At 43.9% G+C, this 16,106-nt stretch carries 13 protein-coding genes; 11 read left to right on the forward strand and 2 right to left on the reverse strand.

Annotated elements, in window-relative coordinates; all coding sequences use genetic code 11:
• Positions 1–68: 68 nt before the first annotated feature.
• Positions 69–2,495, forward strand: coding sequence for a M9 family metallopeptidase (locus tag VNE01S_RS11610; protein ID WP_053394474.1), 2,427 nt, complete (start codon positions 69–71; stop codon positions 2,493–2,495).
• A 154-nt stretch (positions 2,496–2,649) separates the two neighbouring features.
• Here VNE01S_RS11610 and VNE01S_RS11615 read toward each other — a convergent pair whose 3' ends face one another.
• A complete protein-coding gene (locus VNE01S_RS11615) occupies positions 2,650–3,354 on the reverse strand; it encodes a GntR family transcriptional regulator (RefSeq protein WP_053394475.1) in 705 nt (234 codons plus the stop codon).
• A 288-nt stretch (positions 3,355–3,642) separates the two neighbouring features.
• Here VNE01S_RS11615 and VNE01S_RS11620 point away from each other — a divergent pair, with 288 nt between their 5' ends.
• The 10 genes from VNE01S_RS11620 to VNE01S_RS11665 all read left to right on the forward strand — a co-directional run bounded on the left by VNE01S_RS11620 (position 3,643) and on the right by VNE01S_RS11665 (position 14,466).
• Entirely contained in the window at positions 3,643–5,268 is a 1,626-nt protein-coding gene (locus VNE01S_RS11620; protein WP_053394476.1) for an alpha-glucoside-specific PTS transporter subunit IIBC, read from the forward strand.
• A gap of 80 nt (positions 5,269–5,348) precedes the next feature.
• On the forward strand, positions 5,349–6,686 hold the full coding sequence (locus tag VNE01S_RS11625) for a 6-phospho-alpha-glucosidase (protein ID WP_053394477.1): 1,338 nt from the start codon (positions 5,349–5,351) through the stop codon (positions 6,684–6,686).
• A gap of 57 nt (positions 6,687–6,743) precedes the next feature.
• Positions 6,744–7,034, forward strand: a complete 291-nt coding sequence (locus tag VNE01S_RS11630; RefSeq protein ID WP_053394478.1) for a SemiSWEET transporter — start codon at positions 6,744–6,746, stop codon at positions 7,032–7,034.
• Positions 7,035–7,234: 200 nt separating this feature from the next.
• Positions 7,235–8,014, forward strand: a complete 780-nt coding sequence (locus VNE01S_RS11635) for a transporter substrate-binding domain-containing protein (protein ID WP_053394479.1) — start codon at positions 7,235–7,237, stop codon at positions 8,012–8,014.
• Between the two features lie 169 nt (positions 8,015–8,183).
• Positions 8,184–8,771 carry a TetR/AcrR family transcriptional regulator gene (locus VNE01S_RS11640; RefSeq protein ID WP_053394480.1) on the forward strand — a complete coding sequence of 196 codons (588 nt, stop codon included), beginning with the start codon at positions 8,184–8,186 and terminating at the stop codon, positions 8,769–8,771.
• 101 nt (positions 8,772–8,872) lie between these two features.
• Positions 8,873–9,907: an NADPH-dependent curcumin/dihydrocurcumin reductase gene (gene curA, locus VNE01S_RS11645; protein ID WP_053394481.1), complete on the forward strand. Its 1,035-nt coding sequence runs from the start codon at positions 8,873–8,875 to the stop codon at positions 9,905–9,907.
• Between the two features lie 19 nt (positions 9,908–9,926).
• On the forward strand, positions 9,927–10,559 hold the full coding sequence (locus VNE01S_RS11650; RefSeq protein ID WP_053394482.1) for a glutathione S-transferase family protein: 633 nt from the start codon (positions 9,927–9,929) through the stop codon (positions 10,557–10,559).
• 294 nt (positions 10,560–10,853) lie between these two features.
• Positions 10,854–12,452, forward strand: a complete 1,599-nt coding sequence (locus tag VNE01S_RS11655) for a tetratricopeptide repeat protein (RefSeq protein WP_053394483.1) — start codon at positions 10,854–10,856, stop codon at positions 12,450–12,452.
• Between the two features lie 10 nt (positions 12,453–12,462).
• Complete coding sequence (locus VNE01S_RS11660) at positions 12,463–12,972, forward strand: hypothetical protein (RefSeq protein ID WP_053394484.1); 510 nt, start codon at positions 12,463–12,465, stop codon at positions 12,970–12,972.
• A 234-nt stretch (positions 12,973–13,206) separates the two neighbouring features.
• On the forward strand, positions 13,207–14,466 hold the full coding sequence (locus tag VNE01S_RS11665; protein WP_053394485.1) for a YeeE/YedE family protein: 1,260 nt from the start codon (positions 13,207–13,209) through the stop codon (positions 14,464–14,466).
• Positions 14,467–14,553: 87 nt separating this feature from the next.
• On the opposite strand, the gene VNE01S_RS11670 is transcribed toward VNE01S_RS11665, so the two are convergent.
• Positions 14,554–15,636 (reverse strand): YkvI family membrane protein, encoded by a 1,083-nt coding sequence (locus tag VNE01S_RS11670; RefSeq protein WP_053394486.1) that lies wholly within the window; start codon positions 15,634–15,636, stop codon positions 14,554–14,556.
• Positions 15,637–16,106: the final 470 nt, after the last annotated feature.

A 16,106-nucleotide genomic window follows, 5' to 3' on the forward strand; every position in this document is an offset into this window, starting at 1 on the left:
TTTCATTAAATTTATATTGAGGAATATAAATACCGCTCACGTTATTTTTATAATCAATGAGTGTTGTTATGTCTCATACCTATTTTTTCCCACGTCACCGGTTAGCGCTGGCTTGTATGCTAGCGAGTGTTTCTGGCTTTTCGTTTGCTCAAAATCAGTGCGAGATTGCTGATCTTCAACAAACAAGTGATTTAGTCGTTTCCGTCTCTGGGGCTGAGAATAATTGTTACCACGCTTGGTTCTCTGCCCCGGCGGAGACACTCAACGATATCTATAGCGAAGCGAGTTTAAGCCTCATTCAAGTCGCTCTCGATCAAGAAATCGCTCACTACCGAGGTGAAGCTGAACAAGCCCGTATTTTGGAAAATCTAGGTGAGTTTGTTCGCGCCGCTTATTACGTACGCTATAACGCTGGTGTGGGTACTCCAGAGTTTTCCGAGGCACTAAGCCAACGTTTCGCTCAGTCGATCAATCTATTCCTTAATAATCCTCATGCATTAGCTCAGGGACGTGAGCAAGTTGGCGCCATGAAGAGCCTGACTTTAATGGTCGACAACGTTAAACAACTGCCACTGACGATGGATGCCATGATGGCAACCTTGCTGCATTTTAACCGTGAAACCGCGCAAGATAGCCAGTGGGTAGATGGTTTGAACAACTTATTCCGTTCAATGGCCGGCCATGTATCGAATGATGCGTTTTACCGTTACTTAGCCAACAATACTCAGCATATTGATACGTTAGCGCGATTTGCTGTCGACAATGAGTGGGCATTAGATACCGATGCAAACTTTATCGTCTTCAACGCGGTACGCGAAACGGGCCGTTTACTTGCTAGCCCAGATCAAGCAACCAAGCAAAAAGCACTGCGCGTAATGCAACAAGTGATTGAGCGTCACCCGTTGGGCAGCGAGCACGACAAACTGTGGTTAGCGGCCGTTGAGATGATGAGTTTTTATGCACAAGATGGCCTCAATGGTTTAGACATCGAGCAAGCAAAACAAGATCTGGCTGCACGTGTGATGCCAAATCGTTATGAGTGCCAAGGCCCCGCGATCATTCGCTCTGAAGATTTAAGTCAGGCTCAAGCGGAAAAAGCGTGTGAGGTGCTTGCAGCGAAAGAAACGGATTTCCATCAAGTGGTGAATACCGGCTATCAACCTGTCGCAGACGACTTGAATGAGCGCGTTGAAGTGGCTGTTTTTGCGAGTAACAGCAGCTACGTAGATTACTCTTCATTTCTGTTTGGTAACACAACCGACAATGGAGGCCAATACTTAGAGGGCAATCCATCAAAAGCAGATAATATTGCTCGTTTCGTCGCGTATCGCTACGCAAATGGCGAAGATCTTTCTATTTTGAATCTAGAACACGAATACATGCACTACCTAGATGCGCGTTTTAATCAATACGGTACGTTCAGCGATAACCTTGCTCATGGCCATATTGTTTGGTGGCTAGAGGGTCTCGCTGAATATATGCACTATAAACAAGGCTACAAAGCAGCCATTGATTTGATTGCGAAGGGTAAAGTAAGCCTTTCTACTATTTTTGAAACCACTTATTCGCACGATACAAATCGTATTTATCGTTGGGGTTATCTGGCCGTTCGGTTCATGCTAGAAAATCATCCTCAAGATGTTGAAAGCCTATTAGTATTGTCGCGCTCCGGTCAGTTTGCACAGTGGGCACAACAGGTAAAACAGCTTGGGCAACAATACGATGCCGAATTTGCTCGTTGGCTGGACACGTTAGAAGTCGAACCTGAGCAACCGGGTACCAATCCAGGTGATCGAGACCCTAATGTTACTGAGCTGGTAGCGAACCAAAGTATTCAACTGAGTGGGGAAACTTATAGCGAGAAACTGTTTTTTGTTGATGTGCCAGCGAATACCACGCAGTTTAAAGTGACGATAGAAGGGACAGGCGATGCTGATCTTTACATGAGTTACAACAAAGTCGCACACTATTACGATTATGAAGTGAGCCATAATATAGCTGGCAGTAATGAAGAGATTCAATTTGAGCCAGAACACACGGGTTACATTAAAGCTGGGCGTTACTACATTAGTCTCTCAGGTCGCGATAGCTACGACTCGCTTAACCTACTGGCTTCAGTAGAAGCGCAAGATCATACCTCAACGACGCGAGAGCAGGATGACTTGGCTCCCATAATGCTTGAGTCAGGTAAAGCGCAAGTTCTTACGGTGAATCAGCAGCGTTACGCAGCCGTTTATGTGCCTGAAGGCGTGAAAGAAGTGCGTGTTTGGATGTCGAGTCAATCCGATGCCAACGACCCATACGGGGCAGGGAATGTGGATTTGTACGCGAGCCGTGAACACTGGCCGACGATCGAGCAGCATGAATACGCGTCGGAGTATTCGGGCAGCAATGAGTACTTAGTTATTCCTGTCAATAAAACGGGCTACGTGCATTTTTCGCTTCAAGCTTCTCAGCAAGGTGATGATGTTGAAATGTTAGTGTATTTACACTAAATACTGGCAAATAACCTAACCAAAGACGCCACGGAAATGTGGCGTTTTTTTGTATACAGTAGTGTCGGGAATAGGGGGTGATAATCTCAGTTTTTGCGTCGTTTGTTGGTAAAAATACGTCGATTTATACATTTTTCCGAACGAGCTAAGCTAGTTATTTACAGCGTTTGAGATAATGCTTGTAAGACATAGTTTCTGGTTTAGAAACTATGCGTGTATATTCAAACACGCGGCCATCAGTAAGAATGCCAACCGATGAGATACACATTAGTGGCTTGTTCTTTTCGACTTCTAATGTCTCACACATATGTTGGGTGGGCAGTATGGCCTCAAAGTCTTGAAAGGCACCATCAATCTCAAAACCGAGCTCGTTTTCTAGGTAGGCGTATTTAGAGCCTTCCAGCGACATCACATTCATTTTGGGATACATCGCCATCGGCATGTATGAGTCTTCATAGACAGAAGGCACGCCATTGATCAGTTTAAAACGACGGATGAAGTAGACTTTTTCACCACGTTCAATCTGCAGGATCTTGGCAAGATCGTCGTCGGCATCAATGAAAGCAAACTCAATAATTTTGTACTCAAGACTGCTACTTGTATCGGTAAAGTATTCACTTGTACTTTTTAATTCCAGCATGGAGCCGACCATGGTTTTACCAATGATGGTTGTCCCTGCCCCTTGGCGCTTTTCCACTAAACCTAATTTAACTAACTCTTCAATCGCTTTTCTGATGGTGATACGGCTGACAGAGTACTGTTCAACCAACGCTTTTTCTGTGGGAAGCGTATCACCAATCGCGAATTCATCTGAATCAATACGGTTTTTCAACTCCTGCATGACTTGTTTATAAAGCATACGTTACCTCTCTAATTTCTGATGAAATTATCACATCATAAACAGTACAAATCAATGACCTTTGTTGTTGTGCATCGCAATTACAAGCTTTTAAAGCACGAAATATACGTGTAAAGGTTGTATATATGTCCTGTTTTGTGAGCTAAAACTCAAAAGTGTCTTTTATTTGTATCCGATCACGTTTCGCTTGTATTTAATTTGTCTCTTTGGGGGAGTGGGAGTAACTTGACTGTGTCGAAAGACGGAACACTGTGAAGATGAATAAATAACAAATTAAGGATTCCTGCCATGTTGAGTGCGATACAACGTTTAGGCGGAGCAATGTTTACCCCAGTTTTACTCTTTCCGTTTGTCGGGATATTAGTAGGGCTCACCATTGTTCTTAAAAACCCGGTTTTTGTTGGTGATTTGGCCGATAAAAGTGGCCTGTATTATCAAGTGTTACAAGTTATAGAAGAAGGTGGCTGGACCATCTTTCGAAATATGGCGCTACTGTTTGCTGTTGGACTACCGATTGGCTTAGCGAAAACTGCCCATGCCAGAGCCGCCATGGTCGTGATGGTTTCATACTTAGCCTTCAACTACTTTATTGGTGCAATGGGAGGTTTCTGGGGAGAGTTTTTTGGTGTCGACTTTTCTCAACCTATCGGCGGAACTTCAGGGTTAACCGAAATTGCAGGTATTAAAACCATCGATACTGGTATTTTTGGTGCCATTATAATCTCTGCTTTGGTTACCTGGATTCATAACCGTACCTTTGAAAAACAGCTACCCGCATACTTAGGCATTTTCCAAGGTGCTTCTTTCGTAGCGATGCTCTCGTTCTTCGCTATGCTTCCTTCTGCTTGGTTAACCTTATATGTGTGGCCTTCGATTCAACATGGGATTTTAAATTTACAGCACTTCATGGTTGAGTCTGGCTCGTTTGGTGTTTGGCTCTATACCTTTCTTGAACGCATCTTAATCCCAACAGGTTTACATCACTTTGTGTATGCCCCATTTGTGTTCGGTAATGTGGCGACGCCAAATGGGATTGCAGTGGACTGGTTTACTAACCTAGAAGTGTTCACTCAATCTAGTCAAGCGATGCAAGACCTTTTCCCAGCTGGTGGCTTTGCATTGCACGGTAACTCCAAGATCTTTGGCTGTACAGGTATTGCACTCGCGATGTACCACACCGCGAAAGCAGAAAACCGTAAAAAGGTTGCCGCGTTACTTATACCAGCCACATTAACTGCGGTCATGGTTGGTATTACTGAGCCACTGGAATTTACTTTTCTCTTTATTGCCCCATGGCTATTTGCCATTCACGCATTGCTTGCCGGCACCATGGCGATGGTGATGTACAGCTTCGGTGTCGTAGGCAATATGGGGGGCGGTTTAATTGAATTTGCAACGGGTACCTGGATTCCATTGCTTGGTAACCATACCAGCATGGTGGTGACGCAAGTTACGATTGGCCTATGTTTCACCACGCTTTACTACTTCGTATTTAAGTACTTAATCGTCAAGTTCGATGTGCCAATTGCGGGCCGAGGCGAGGGCGAGATGAAACTGCACACCAAAGAAGATTTCAATAAAAAACACGGGATTACGGGTAAGGGCAATCAAAGTGCCAGCCCACTTCAAATTCAAGCACTTGAGACCATTCATGGCTTAGGTGGGGTCGAAAACATTGCAGACTTAAGCAACTGTGCGACTCGCTTACGCGTGACCGTGAAAGATGCAGATAAAGTCGAGTCTGCTGAATACTTTATGAGTACAGGCGCGGTGAACTTAGTAAAAAGTGGCCAGGCCGTGCAAGTCATCATTGGTTTGAGTGTGCCCCAGCTACGTGAGGAGTGCGAAAAAATTGTTAACGAATATGAGCCAGAACAACAAGCGGAAGGATTAACATTTAGCCCGGCTCGTTAAACCCCAAATATTAAGCAAAGAATTTTAAACAAGTATTGTAGGGGCGGCGGAGGCGTCGCCCGAAAAAAGAGAGGCATATTATGAAAAAAGAATTCTCAGTTGTTATTGCAGGCGGCGGTTCAACATTTACTCCTGGCATTGTAATGATGCTATTAGAAAACCAGGAGCGTTTTCCTATCCGTAAACTGAAATTCTACGATAACTTTGCGGCGCGCCAAGAAACCGTTGCTGAAGCTTGTAAAATCTTGCTTCAAGAGCGCGCACCACATATCGAGTTTTCTTACACAACCGATCCAGAAGAAGCGTTTAGTGATGTTGATTTCTGTATGGCTCACATCCGAGCGGGTCTGTATGCGATGCGTGAGCAAGACGAGAAAATCCCACTTCGTCACGGCTGTGTAGGACAAGAAACATGTGGCGCTGGTGGTATGGCTTATGGCTTACGATCTATCCCGGCTGTCATCGAGTTGATTGATTACATGGAGAAGTACTCGCCAAATGCTTGGATGTTGAACTACTCAAACCCAGCCGCAATTGTTGCCGAAGCGTGCCGTGTTATGCGTCCAAACTCAAAAGTCCTGAATATTTGTGACATGCCAATTGGTATCGAAACTCGCATTGCAGAGATCCTAGGTTACGACGATCGCAAACAGTTCGATATTATGTACTACGGCCTTAACCACTTTGGTTGGTGGAAAGAGTTCAAAGACGCGGCAACAGGTGAAGATCTTATGCCGCGCATCAAAGAGTACATCACAGAGTATGGCTATTTACCGCCGAGTGCGATGAACGGCGCTCAGCACACCGATGAGTCCTGGAAAGAGACCTTCATTAAAGTGCGTGATGTGTATGCACTTGATCCTGAAACCATTCCAAACACGTACTTGAAATACTACATGTACCCTGATTACGTAGTAGAACACTCTAACAAAGAGTTCACCCGTGCAAACGAAGTAATGGAAGGCCGTGAGAAGGAAGTGTTTACTGAGTGTCATCGCATTATTGCCAATGGTACTGCGACGGATACAACCATTGAAGTGGAAGAGCATGCGTCATACATTGTGGACCTAGCGACAGCTATCGCGTTTAACACCAAGGAGCGTATGCTGCTGATTGTGTCTAACAATGGCGCGATTAGTAACTTTGACCCAACTGCAATGGTTGAGATCCCATGTATTGTCGACAATACGGGCGCTAAACCTCTGCAAATTGGTGAAATCCCTGAGTTCCAAAAAGGCATGATGAACCAGCAAGTATCGGTAGAAAAACTGGTTGTGCAAGCACATGTAGAAGGTTCTAAACAAAAACTGTGGCAAGCGCTGACTCTGTCCGCAACCATTCCAAGTGCCAAAGTCGCTAAAGATATTTTAGAAGATTTACTTGAAGCGAATAAAGAGTTCTGGGTTGAAATGAAATAACTGATAGTAACCAATCATGCCCTGCCAGTGCAGGGCATTTTTTATAGGTAAAAATTGATGATTGATATCACTATTCTTGGCTATATTGCGGCATTGTGTACGACGTGTTCATTTGTTCCACAAGTACTGTATATTCTAAAAACGAGAGATACCGCCTCTATCTCTTTAGCAATGTACAGCTGTTTTGTCTTTGGAGTGTTTCTTTGGTTTGTATATGGAATCGCTGTGCTAGATTGGCCCGTCATCATTGCCAATGCGATGACCTTGTTACTCTCGAGTATTATTTTGTCTCTCAAAGTGCGTGATGTCATGAGAGAGCGAAAGTCATCTGTGCGCTGCCAACAGTAAGTCCATCTTCCTTTTACTCTGTTTTGTGTCTTTTTTGTTAAAAATATGTATTTTCTCTTTGGTGATAGAGATGTAATTACTCTATGCTACTCACTCAGTTTCGCATCGTGGTGTAAAAGCTAATTGCCATGAAGCTGAGTGTATTGTTTTACGTCAAGAGCACGGATTAAGGATAAAAACAAAATGAAAAGGATTCTGAAATGAAAAAAATATTGTTTACGTTGTTGGTTTGCTTAGGCTTAACGAGTAATGCCATGGCCAAAGAGTGGAAAACGGTCCGCTTTATGGTCGAAGGTGCTTACCCTCCCTTCAACTGGACATCAGAAGACGGGGAGCTAGTGGGGTTTGATGTCGACTTAGCAAACGCCCTGTGTGAAGAGTTGCAAGTTAAGTGCGTTATCGGTAAACAGGATTGGGACGGCATTATTCCTGCGCTATTAGCGAGAAAAAGTGACGCGATTATAGCCGCCATGACGATCACCCCGGCAAGGGAGAAAAAAGTCGCGTTTACGGAACCATATGCGCTTGTCCCTCAGCGCTTTGTGATGAGTAAAGACCGCGAGATTGACCCAAGTGAAGCAGGAATGGATGGGATTGTTGTCGGTGTTCAGCGCGCGACGGTTGGCGATCAGTACCTAAGCCACGCGTACCCAGATATTGAGCTGCGTCGATACAATACGTTTGATGAAGCATTTACCGATCTCATTAACGGCCGTTTAGATACGGTGTTCGGCGGCGCAATTGGTCTACGAAGCGGATTTCTGGATACGGATCAAGGCAAAGACTTTCACTTTACAGGTCCTGCTTATTCTGAGCCAAAGTGGTTTGGCAAAGGGGTAGGCATTGCCGTTCGTAAACAAGACAAGGACTTGCAAGCACTGCTTAACAAAGGCCTTGCTGCTTTGATCGCAAATGGAAAACATAAGTCTATTGCGAGTAAGTATTTCCCTTACGACATTTACAATGTGGAAAGCATGTAATATCGAGTTAACAAGCCTTGGTACGTTTATGTGCCAGGGCGTTTGACTGTCACCTTATCCTCCTTTTCCTTCGAACCTTCGTTTACTGCTATCAGTAAATTCATCCATTTAAGGTAAGAGTTCCATTAAAGACTAGACGACTGGTCTAATCGGATCTATCATTGTCGCCATGAACGCAAAAACGAATGATACACGCCAGCACATTTTAGAAGTCGGTTACGAGCTTATCGTTACTAAGGGCTTTACCAGTGTTGGCCTTTCTGAACTGTTAAAAACGGCGAACGTGCCGAAGGGCTCTTTTTATCATTACTTTAAGTCTAAAGAGCACTTTGGTGAGTCGTTGATCCAAGACTATTTTACTCACTACTTGGTCAATATCGCTGAACTGTTTGAGAATCCCGCTAAAACGGGTTACCAGTCTCTGATGGAGTATTTTGAGCGCTGGCTAGATGTTGATAATGGCAGCTGCAACGCCAATAAATGCTTGGTTGTAAAACTAAGCGCAGAAGTGTCTGATTTGTCAGAGCCTATGCGTTTGGCGCTTAGAAGTGGTGCTGATAAGATCATTACCGCGATTGCTCAATGCATTGACAAAGGTATTGCTGATGGATCTATCAAGGTCAAAGACAGTGACAAAGCCGCACATCAAATCTATTACGTTTGGGTGGGTGCGAGTTTGTTGAACAAATTGTACCAAGATCAATCTGGGCTAAAACAGTGCTTAGATAATACGAAACTGCTATTGAAAGGGCAGTAAATACTGCTCGTGAACGACCGCCGATTTGTTTGGCGGTTTTTTTGAAAAGATAACTAGACGACTGGTCTAATTGCCCGGTCTATAACAAGGGGAAATATCCTATGTCACCTTCACAAACTAACCGTCGTATTGTATTGGCCTCTCGTCCTCATGGCGCACCCGAGGCAGAAAACTTTAGACTTGAAACAGTAGAGAAGCCCACTCCGCAAGACGGTGAAATGCTATTGCGTAGCGTTTATCTGTCTTTAGACCCTTACATGCGTGGCCGTATGAGTGACGCAAAATCGTACGCAGAGCCAGTTGCCATTGATGATGTCATGGTTGGCGGCACAGTGTGTCAGGTTGAAGTATCTCGTCACCCAGAGTTTGAGGTTGGCGAGTGGGTATTAGCGTACACAGGCTGGCAAGATTACGGCATTTCCAATGGTGAAGGTTTAATCAAGCTTGGCAAAAATCCTGAGCAGCCATCTTATGCATTGGGCGTTATGGGGATGCCAGGCTTTACTGCGTACATGGGGTTGTTAGATATCGGCCAACCAAAAGCAGGCGAAACGCTTGTTGTGGCCGCCGCTACTGGACCCGTTGGCGCGACCGTTGGGCAGATAGGCAAAATTAAAGGTTGTCGAGTCGTTGGTGTTGCGGGTGGTGAAGAAAAGTGCCGCTACGCAAAAGAAGTATTGGGTTTTGACGAATGTCTTGACCACCATGCGGAAGATTTTGCTCAGCAACTGGCGGAAGCTTGTGACAAAGGTATTGACGTCTACTTTGAAAACGTGGGCGGTAAGGTGTTTGATGCTGTCATGCCACTACTTAACAGCAGCGCACGCGTTCCGCTGTGTGGTTTGGTATCACAATACAACGCTACCTCATTGCCAGAAGGCCCTGATCGCCTGTCGCTATTGATGGGTCAACTGTTGGTGAAACGCATCAAGATGCAAGGTTTCATTATTTTTGATGACTACGCGCACCGTTACAGTGAATTCGCTGCAGACATGATGAAATGGCTGGCGGAAGGCCGTATTCAGTATAAAGAGCAAGTGATCGAAGGGCTGGAAAATGCACCGCAAGCATTTAAAGGTCTGCTTGAAGGCAAAAACTTTGGCAAGCTTGTGATTAAAACGAACGAACCGCTATAAGAGCGAATAAGGAAATACAATGATCAAACTTCATCACTTAAACCAATCGCGCTCTAAGCGAATTATTTGGCTACTGGAAGAGCTTGGACTGGACTACGAAGTCGTTGCCTATCAACGTGATAGCGTTACGTTTCTTGCGCCACCAGAACTAAAAAGTGTGCACCCTTTGGGTAAGTCACCCGTCATTGAAGATAACGGCCAGGTGATTACCGAATCAGGCGCGATCACTGAATACCTGATTGAACAATATGGTGCAGAAAAACTTGCCCCACAGCGCGGGACTCAAGCGTACGTTGAGTACCTGCAATGGATGCACTTTGCGGAAAGCTCAGCGATTCTACCACTATTGCTGAAGGTCTTTGTTGCCAAAGATGGCGCGGAAATGAACTTCCTGGATGGTTACGCTGATGTAGAAACGCAGAAAGTAATGAGTTATTTCAATCAATGTTTGGAAGGGAAAACTTACTTGGTTGAAGAACGTCTCACTGGCGCCGATATCATGATGTCGTTCATTGCTGAAATGTTGCATAAATTTGGTTTGCTAGCACAATTTGAAAATATCCAGCGTTATGCCGCGCTGTTGGCTGAGCATCCTGCTTATCAGAAAGCCAACATGCTTGAAGCAGAATATGATTCAACTGTTACCCACTAACGCCTTGTAAGACGTTTACTATTGATGTTAAAGCCGCTGAGTAATTAGCGGCTTTTTTGATGCGGTCACATTTCACATTGTTTAGCTTTTTTATTCCCATCGAGCACATCAGATACGCAAGGTCTCATTGAGCATCATTTCGTCAGTTCTCACTTAGCTGCCAGTTCGTTACGCCAAGTGTAGGTATTGAGTGTGACCGCTGTATCTATATTCCAAATTTAACTTGATGCATAACAGCAAGATACGTACTGTAATTGCGATAAATTACAATATGTTACATAAAGGTTGGAATACATGTTTAAACGCAGTTGGTTATCAGTGGCTATTGCGGCTTTGGCTGTTTCTGGTTGCTCTGCCACATACGAATCGGCAGAAGAGTCCTACCAAGAGGGGAACGTGGCAGAGGCTCGCGAAGCATGGCAAGAGTTGGCAACAAATGGTGATGCCAGATCAATGCATCGCTTATATACGTCAACCAATCGTCCATCTGAAGATGATCTGTCTTGGCTTAAGCAAGCTGCCGATGCGGGCCTAACTCAAGCACAATATGATTATGGAATGGTTCTGTTTAAAAAAGAACAATTCAAAGACGCCCATTCCTACTTAACATCGGCTTCCGATGGCGACTTAGTGGCTGCTAAACAGTTCTTACAAGAGAACGAGAAATTGTTCCCACTATGGATAAAATCTGAAAGTGGTGATGCCGCCGCGACAAAGAAAGTAGCGGAACATTATTGGAATAAAAAAGAGTATAAAAATGCGACCAAATGGTTTGAGCGCTGTTCGAACCGATATAGGAGTTGTTCTTTTTACATTGGGCTATCTTACGATCAAGGTTATGGCGTAACTGAAGATAATGCTAAAGCCATTGAATGGTATACAAAATCAGCTGAGAACAATGGTTATACAGCTGCAGCTAGGAATTTAGCTTGGATGTATGAGAATGGTGAAGGTACCGCGATTGATAAGAAAAAAGCGTTCTACTGGATGTCTCAAGCGGAAAAAAGCCAACTCATTAAAGGCGTTACTACTGCAGAGTTAGGGCGTTATTACCTATACGGTATCGGTACGGAAAAAAACACCAAAAAAGCTTATGACTTGCTCAATAGAGTAGCGAAATCAAATGAATATGCTGCTTACAATCTGGCAAAGATGTATTACTTCGGTGACGGAGTTAAACGCGATTACAACAAGTCCTACGAATGGTTTTTGGTAGCAAGTAAAAAAGGTCATAGGGCGTCTGAATATTACGTTGGAAACCATCATTACCATGGGTATGGCAGAGATAAGAACTTGTTGGAAGCTTACCAGTGGTTTAAAAAATCTGCCGATAAAGGGTACGTTGATGCTCAGTTCCGTTTGGGCTGGATGCTAAGTAGCAGCGAAGGTGTGGCGAAAAACTACCGCGAAGCGTTTAAGTGGTACCAAAAAGCAGCAGACCAGGGTTCTAGTACTGCTCAGAATAACCTCGGATACATGTACGATAATGGCCAAGGTACAGAGAAAAACAAAACGATGGCGTTTGAGTGGTACCAAAAGGCGGCGAGACTTGGAAGTGACGTAGGGCAGTATAACGTTGGTCAATCGTACAAAGTTGGGTCAGGTGTTCGTAAAAGTGACCAACTAGCAGCGTACTGGCTTGCCAAAGCAGCTCAACAAAATTACAAAAGTGCTCAATCCAGTCTGGAGCAAGTTTTACCTAAGCTCAGAAGAATGAGAGTAAACGTTAAAGAGACAGAGGTTTATTCAAAACAGAGCTTTGATAGTCAGCCTAAAATGAGCCTAGGTAGAGGTACGAACGTTTACTTATTGTCCCAAGGCAGCAAGTGGACAGAGATCTACTACCCTAAAAATCACACGATTGGCTATATCAATAACACGCATTTGTACTAGGTGAAATAAAATGAAAAAGCTACTTTTGTCATTACTGCTAATGAGCAACGCAGTTTGGGCGAACCCAACGGTATTTGGTTTAACCATTGGTGAAACATCTGTAGATCAGCTAAAGAGCAAATATACGGTAAATCATACTGGCACCAACAAATACAGCCACGGCGATATGTACAATATCTCTCGAGATCAAATCAATTTTGAAGGGATTAGTGATGTAACAACGGTATTTGATACTTCAGGAAAATTGGTCGCGGTATTAACTGAACTGCCAAAAAACAAATTTGATTATTTGCACGGTGTGCTTGGGAATAAGTATCAGCTAGTTAGTCAGAAGGTTCCATTTGTAGGTAATAAGTCTGCAACTTACAAAGATGGTCAAACAGAAATCACGCTGAATGCTCCTCATATGAGCTTTCAGTTGTCTATGAACTATATCCATTCGGATCTGATGAAAGCATTTAATAACCAATCCAAGAAAGAGAAACAGCAAAAAGAACAGCGCGAAAGCTCCATGCTTTAAAGTACTGAAACATGCACCCATCAAAGAATCAGGTGATGGGTGCTTTTCTATCCCACCATAAATCCAATCCTTCAATACCACATCAGTATATCGTTCTCTAAAATATTTTAAGGTAGAAGAAAAAGTTATAATTGCAACTATCATTATAACTGACTCCTCATGTTAGCCTGTGCTCGATCGCATTTGAGTACGCGAATGTATAACAAGTAAATTTCGTCGGGTTAGATATTATTAATGAATAAAGTACAAGCAGGGTGGGCTTTAGGCGTCACGCTTACAACATTGATTATTGGTGGGATGTTTCTGGAAGACGCATCCCTTTACCTAAGGCTACTTATGGGGCTAGGGCTTGGGTTTGCGCTGACCAAGGGGACGCTGGGTTTTGCTGGTAGTGTCAATCGCGCGTATCGTCGGGGTTCAACGCAGCTACTTCAAACGTTGATGTTTATGTTTGTTGTTACTGCCGTTATTAATGCAGGTTTATTATTTAATACTCAAGCAGGCGATTATGACCTGTGGGTGAACCCGATCAATATGGGCCTTCTTGTTGGCGGCGTTATGTTTGGTGCAGGGATGAGCCTGTCGAGTTGTTGCGCCAGCGGTGTAATGGTTGAAATGGTGGGGGATATTCCACGCGCGTTAACCACGCTGGTATTTTTTGGTGCTGGTGTATTCTTGGGCTTTCCATTGCAGGCGACTCAAGGTTGGATCCAGCAAACCGTTATCTCGACATCAAGTTATGATGGCAAAGGCGTATTCTTGCCCGATCTCTTTAGTTGGGGGCCGCTCAATGGCTACCTAATGTCTGTGTTATTAACCATTGTACTTGCTCTTGTTGTTGTTCAACTTGCTAAAAAATACCAATCTAAACGTCAGCAAGAGGGGACATTCCACGGAGTGGAAGGCGAAACATTGCGTGAAGTGCTAGCACGAGAGCCGAAGCTTCAGAATCAAGGGTTTTGGAGCAAAGAAAGTTATCAGCGTTGGTTTGGCAACGTATGGCAAATGCGTACCTCTGCACTTGTTATTGCCTTGATTTGTGGCGTGATGCTGGTATCGACGGGGGCAGGTTGGGGAGCTTCAACGCCCTTTGGTATTTGGTTCGGTAAAGCTTTGATTCTGCTTGGCGCAAACCCAGCCGATGTGTCGGCTTTTACACATCGACCTGAAGCCCTCTTTACTCTTCCGTTCTTCAGCCACAGCGTGAGCGTGCAAAACTTTGCGATTATGCTGGGAACCTTAGTTGCTGTATTGATGTTAGGTAAGTTTTCGTTCTCACTCAAAAAAGGCTACACCCTACGTCATTACTCTTTGTTTGCTGTGGGTGGTTTGCTCATGGGGTTTGGTACTCGCTTTGCGAATGGATGTAACGTCGGAGCTCTGTTCACACCGATTGTGAACTTTTCGCTCTCTGGTTGGGTGTTCCTAGCTGTACTTATAGTCGGCGGAATTTTAGGGAATCGCTTTCAAGCCGCAGTGTTGAAGACGTGTTAAGCTGATAACGATTTTACGCTTTATATAAAAAACGGCATCCGAGTGACCCCGGATGCCGTTTTTATTACCTGTGAATATAAATCAATATTACTCAGTAGCAAAAGCTGCGCGTTGAAGTTTTGCTTCGTCTTTTTTCAGCTTGAATGGAGCGTAGATAAGAGCACCCACAAGGAATAGACCTAAGTAACCGATCAGCGGGTAGAATACCGCTACCAGCTTAGTGAAGCCTGCAAAACTTGCCACAAAACCAACCGCTAACGTTGCGAAGATGAACTTGTTCGCTTGTGCGGTTTTCATTGGTACGAAACGAGCCGCAAATGCGTAGAACATACTTACAGCAGTGTTAAAGATCATACCGAGCAGGATGAATGTCATAAACGTTGATAGTGCCGGTGAAATCATATCGATGATTTTCAGTAGCGGCATTGGGTAATCTGCAACCACTTCAATTTTAGAGAACAGCGCCAGGTGGCTAAGTACGATTAGGACACCAACGCCTGCGCCACCAAGAAGGCCACCAAGCTTAGCCACTTTAGGGTTTGTTTCTGCACCACCCATTACGAGCGCCATCGCAGCACCAACTGCTAGGTTGAAAGATACGTAGTTGACAGCTGAAATAAACCAGTGTGGTAGTGTTGATTCTACGCTTTCGGCAATAGGTGCTAGAGAATCAAACGACTGGTCCATAGTGATGATGCTGTATGCACAAATCACGACTAGGGCAATAATCAGGAAAGGAGTGATACTACCAATGACTGCCACTACACGGTTAACGTTCATCATGGCCGTTAGACCGATAAGTACAGTAAGAATAATACTTCCAGCGTAAGACGGCAGATCAAACTGTTGGTTTAACAGTGAGCCTGCACCCGCAATCATGACAACGCCCACACCAAATAAAGTGAAGATGATAACGTAGTCTACGATGATACCAACCCAGCGGCCGCTGATCTGGTAGATAACTTTTTTGTGAGACATTGTTTTCGTTTTCGAACCCAGCATCGTCAGCATCATACCCAAGTAGGCAAATAGTGCGGTCGCGACGACTGCCGCTGCTGTTCCCCAATGTCCAAAGCTAGTGAAGTATTGCAGGACTTCTTGCCCTGAAGCAAAACCAGCTCCGACAATGATTCCAATAAACGCACTCGCGATTTTAAGAATGTTCCACATGGTAGGCTAATCTCCTTGTTGATTATGAATCAACTTATGTAGTTTTTATTTTTGTATTTGTAAGGTTCTAGAGTATTTGGTGTTAATCGATGTGATAACAACGCGCTAATAAGTATCACATTTGTTAATAGAGGCGCATATTGTGTTGTGTTATATGTGATCGATAATGGAAGGTTGCTAAAGAGTTGTAAAATTGCTTGAAAATGCAATTTTTAAAGTATAGCAATTTTTTGCTGTTTATTTGTGCTAAATAATAGTTGGTAAAAAAGTAAGGGAATAAAAAATATCTAATGCATATCAATGGTTTATCGTTATTGTCACTTGCTTTTCTCTGAGTGGTTTTAGTTTTTCTAAAATCAGGCTTTTCTTATTCTATTCACTAGTTATTCACTTTTCATATACAACTAAAAAAGCTTCTGTAACGGATATTTATCTATTTTTTTGCTTCATGATTAGGAACTTGATAGGCG

The organism is Vibrio nereis NBRC 15637 (assembly GCF_001591105.1).
Lineage (GTDB): Bacteria > Pseudomonadota > Gammaproteobacteria > Enterobacterales > Vibrionaceae > Vibrio > Vibrio nereis.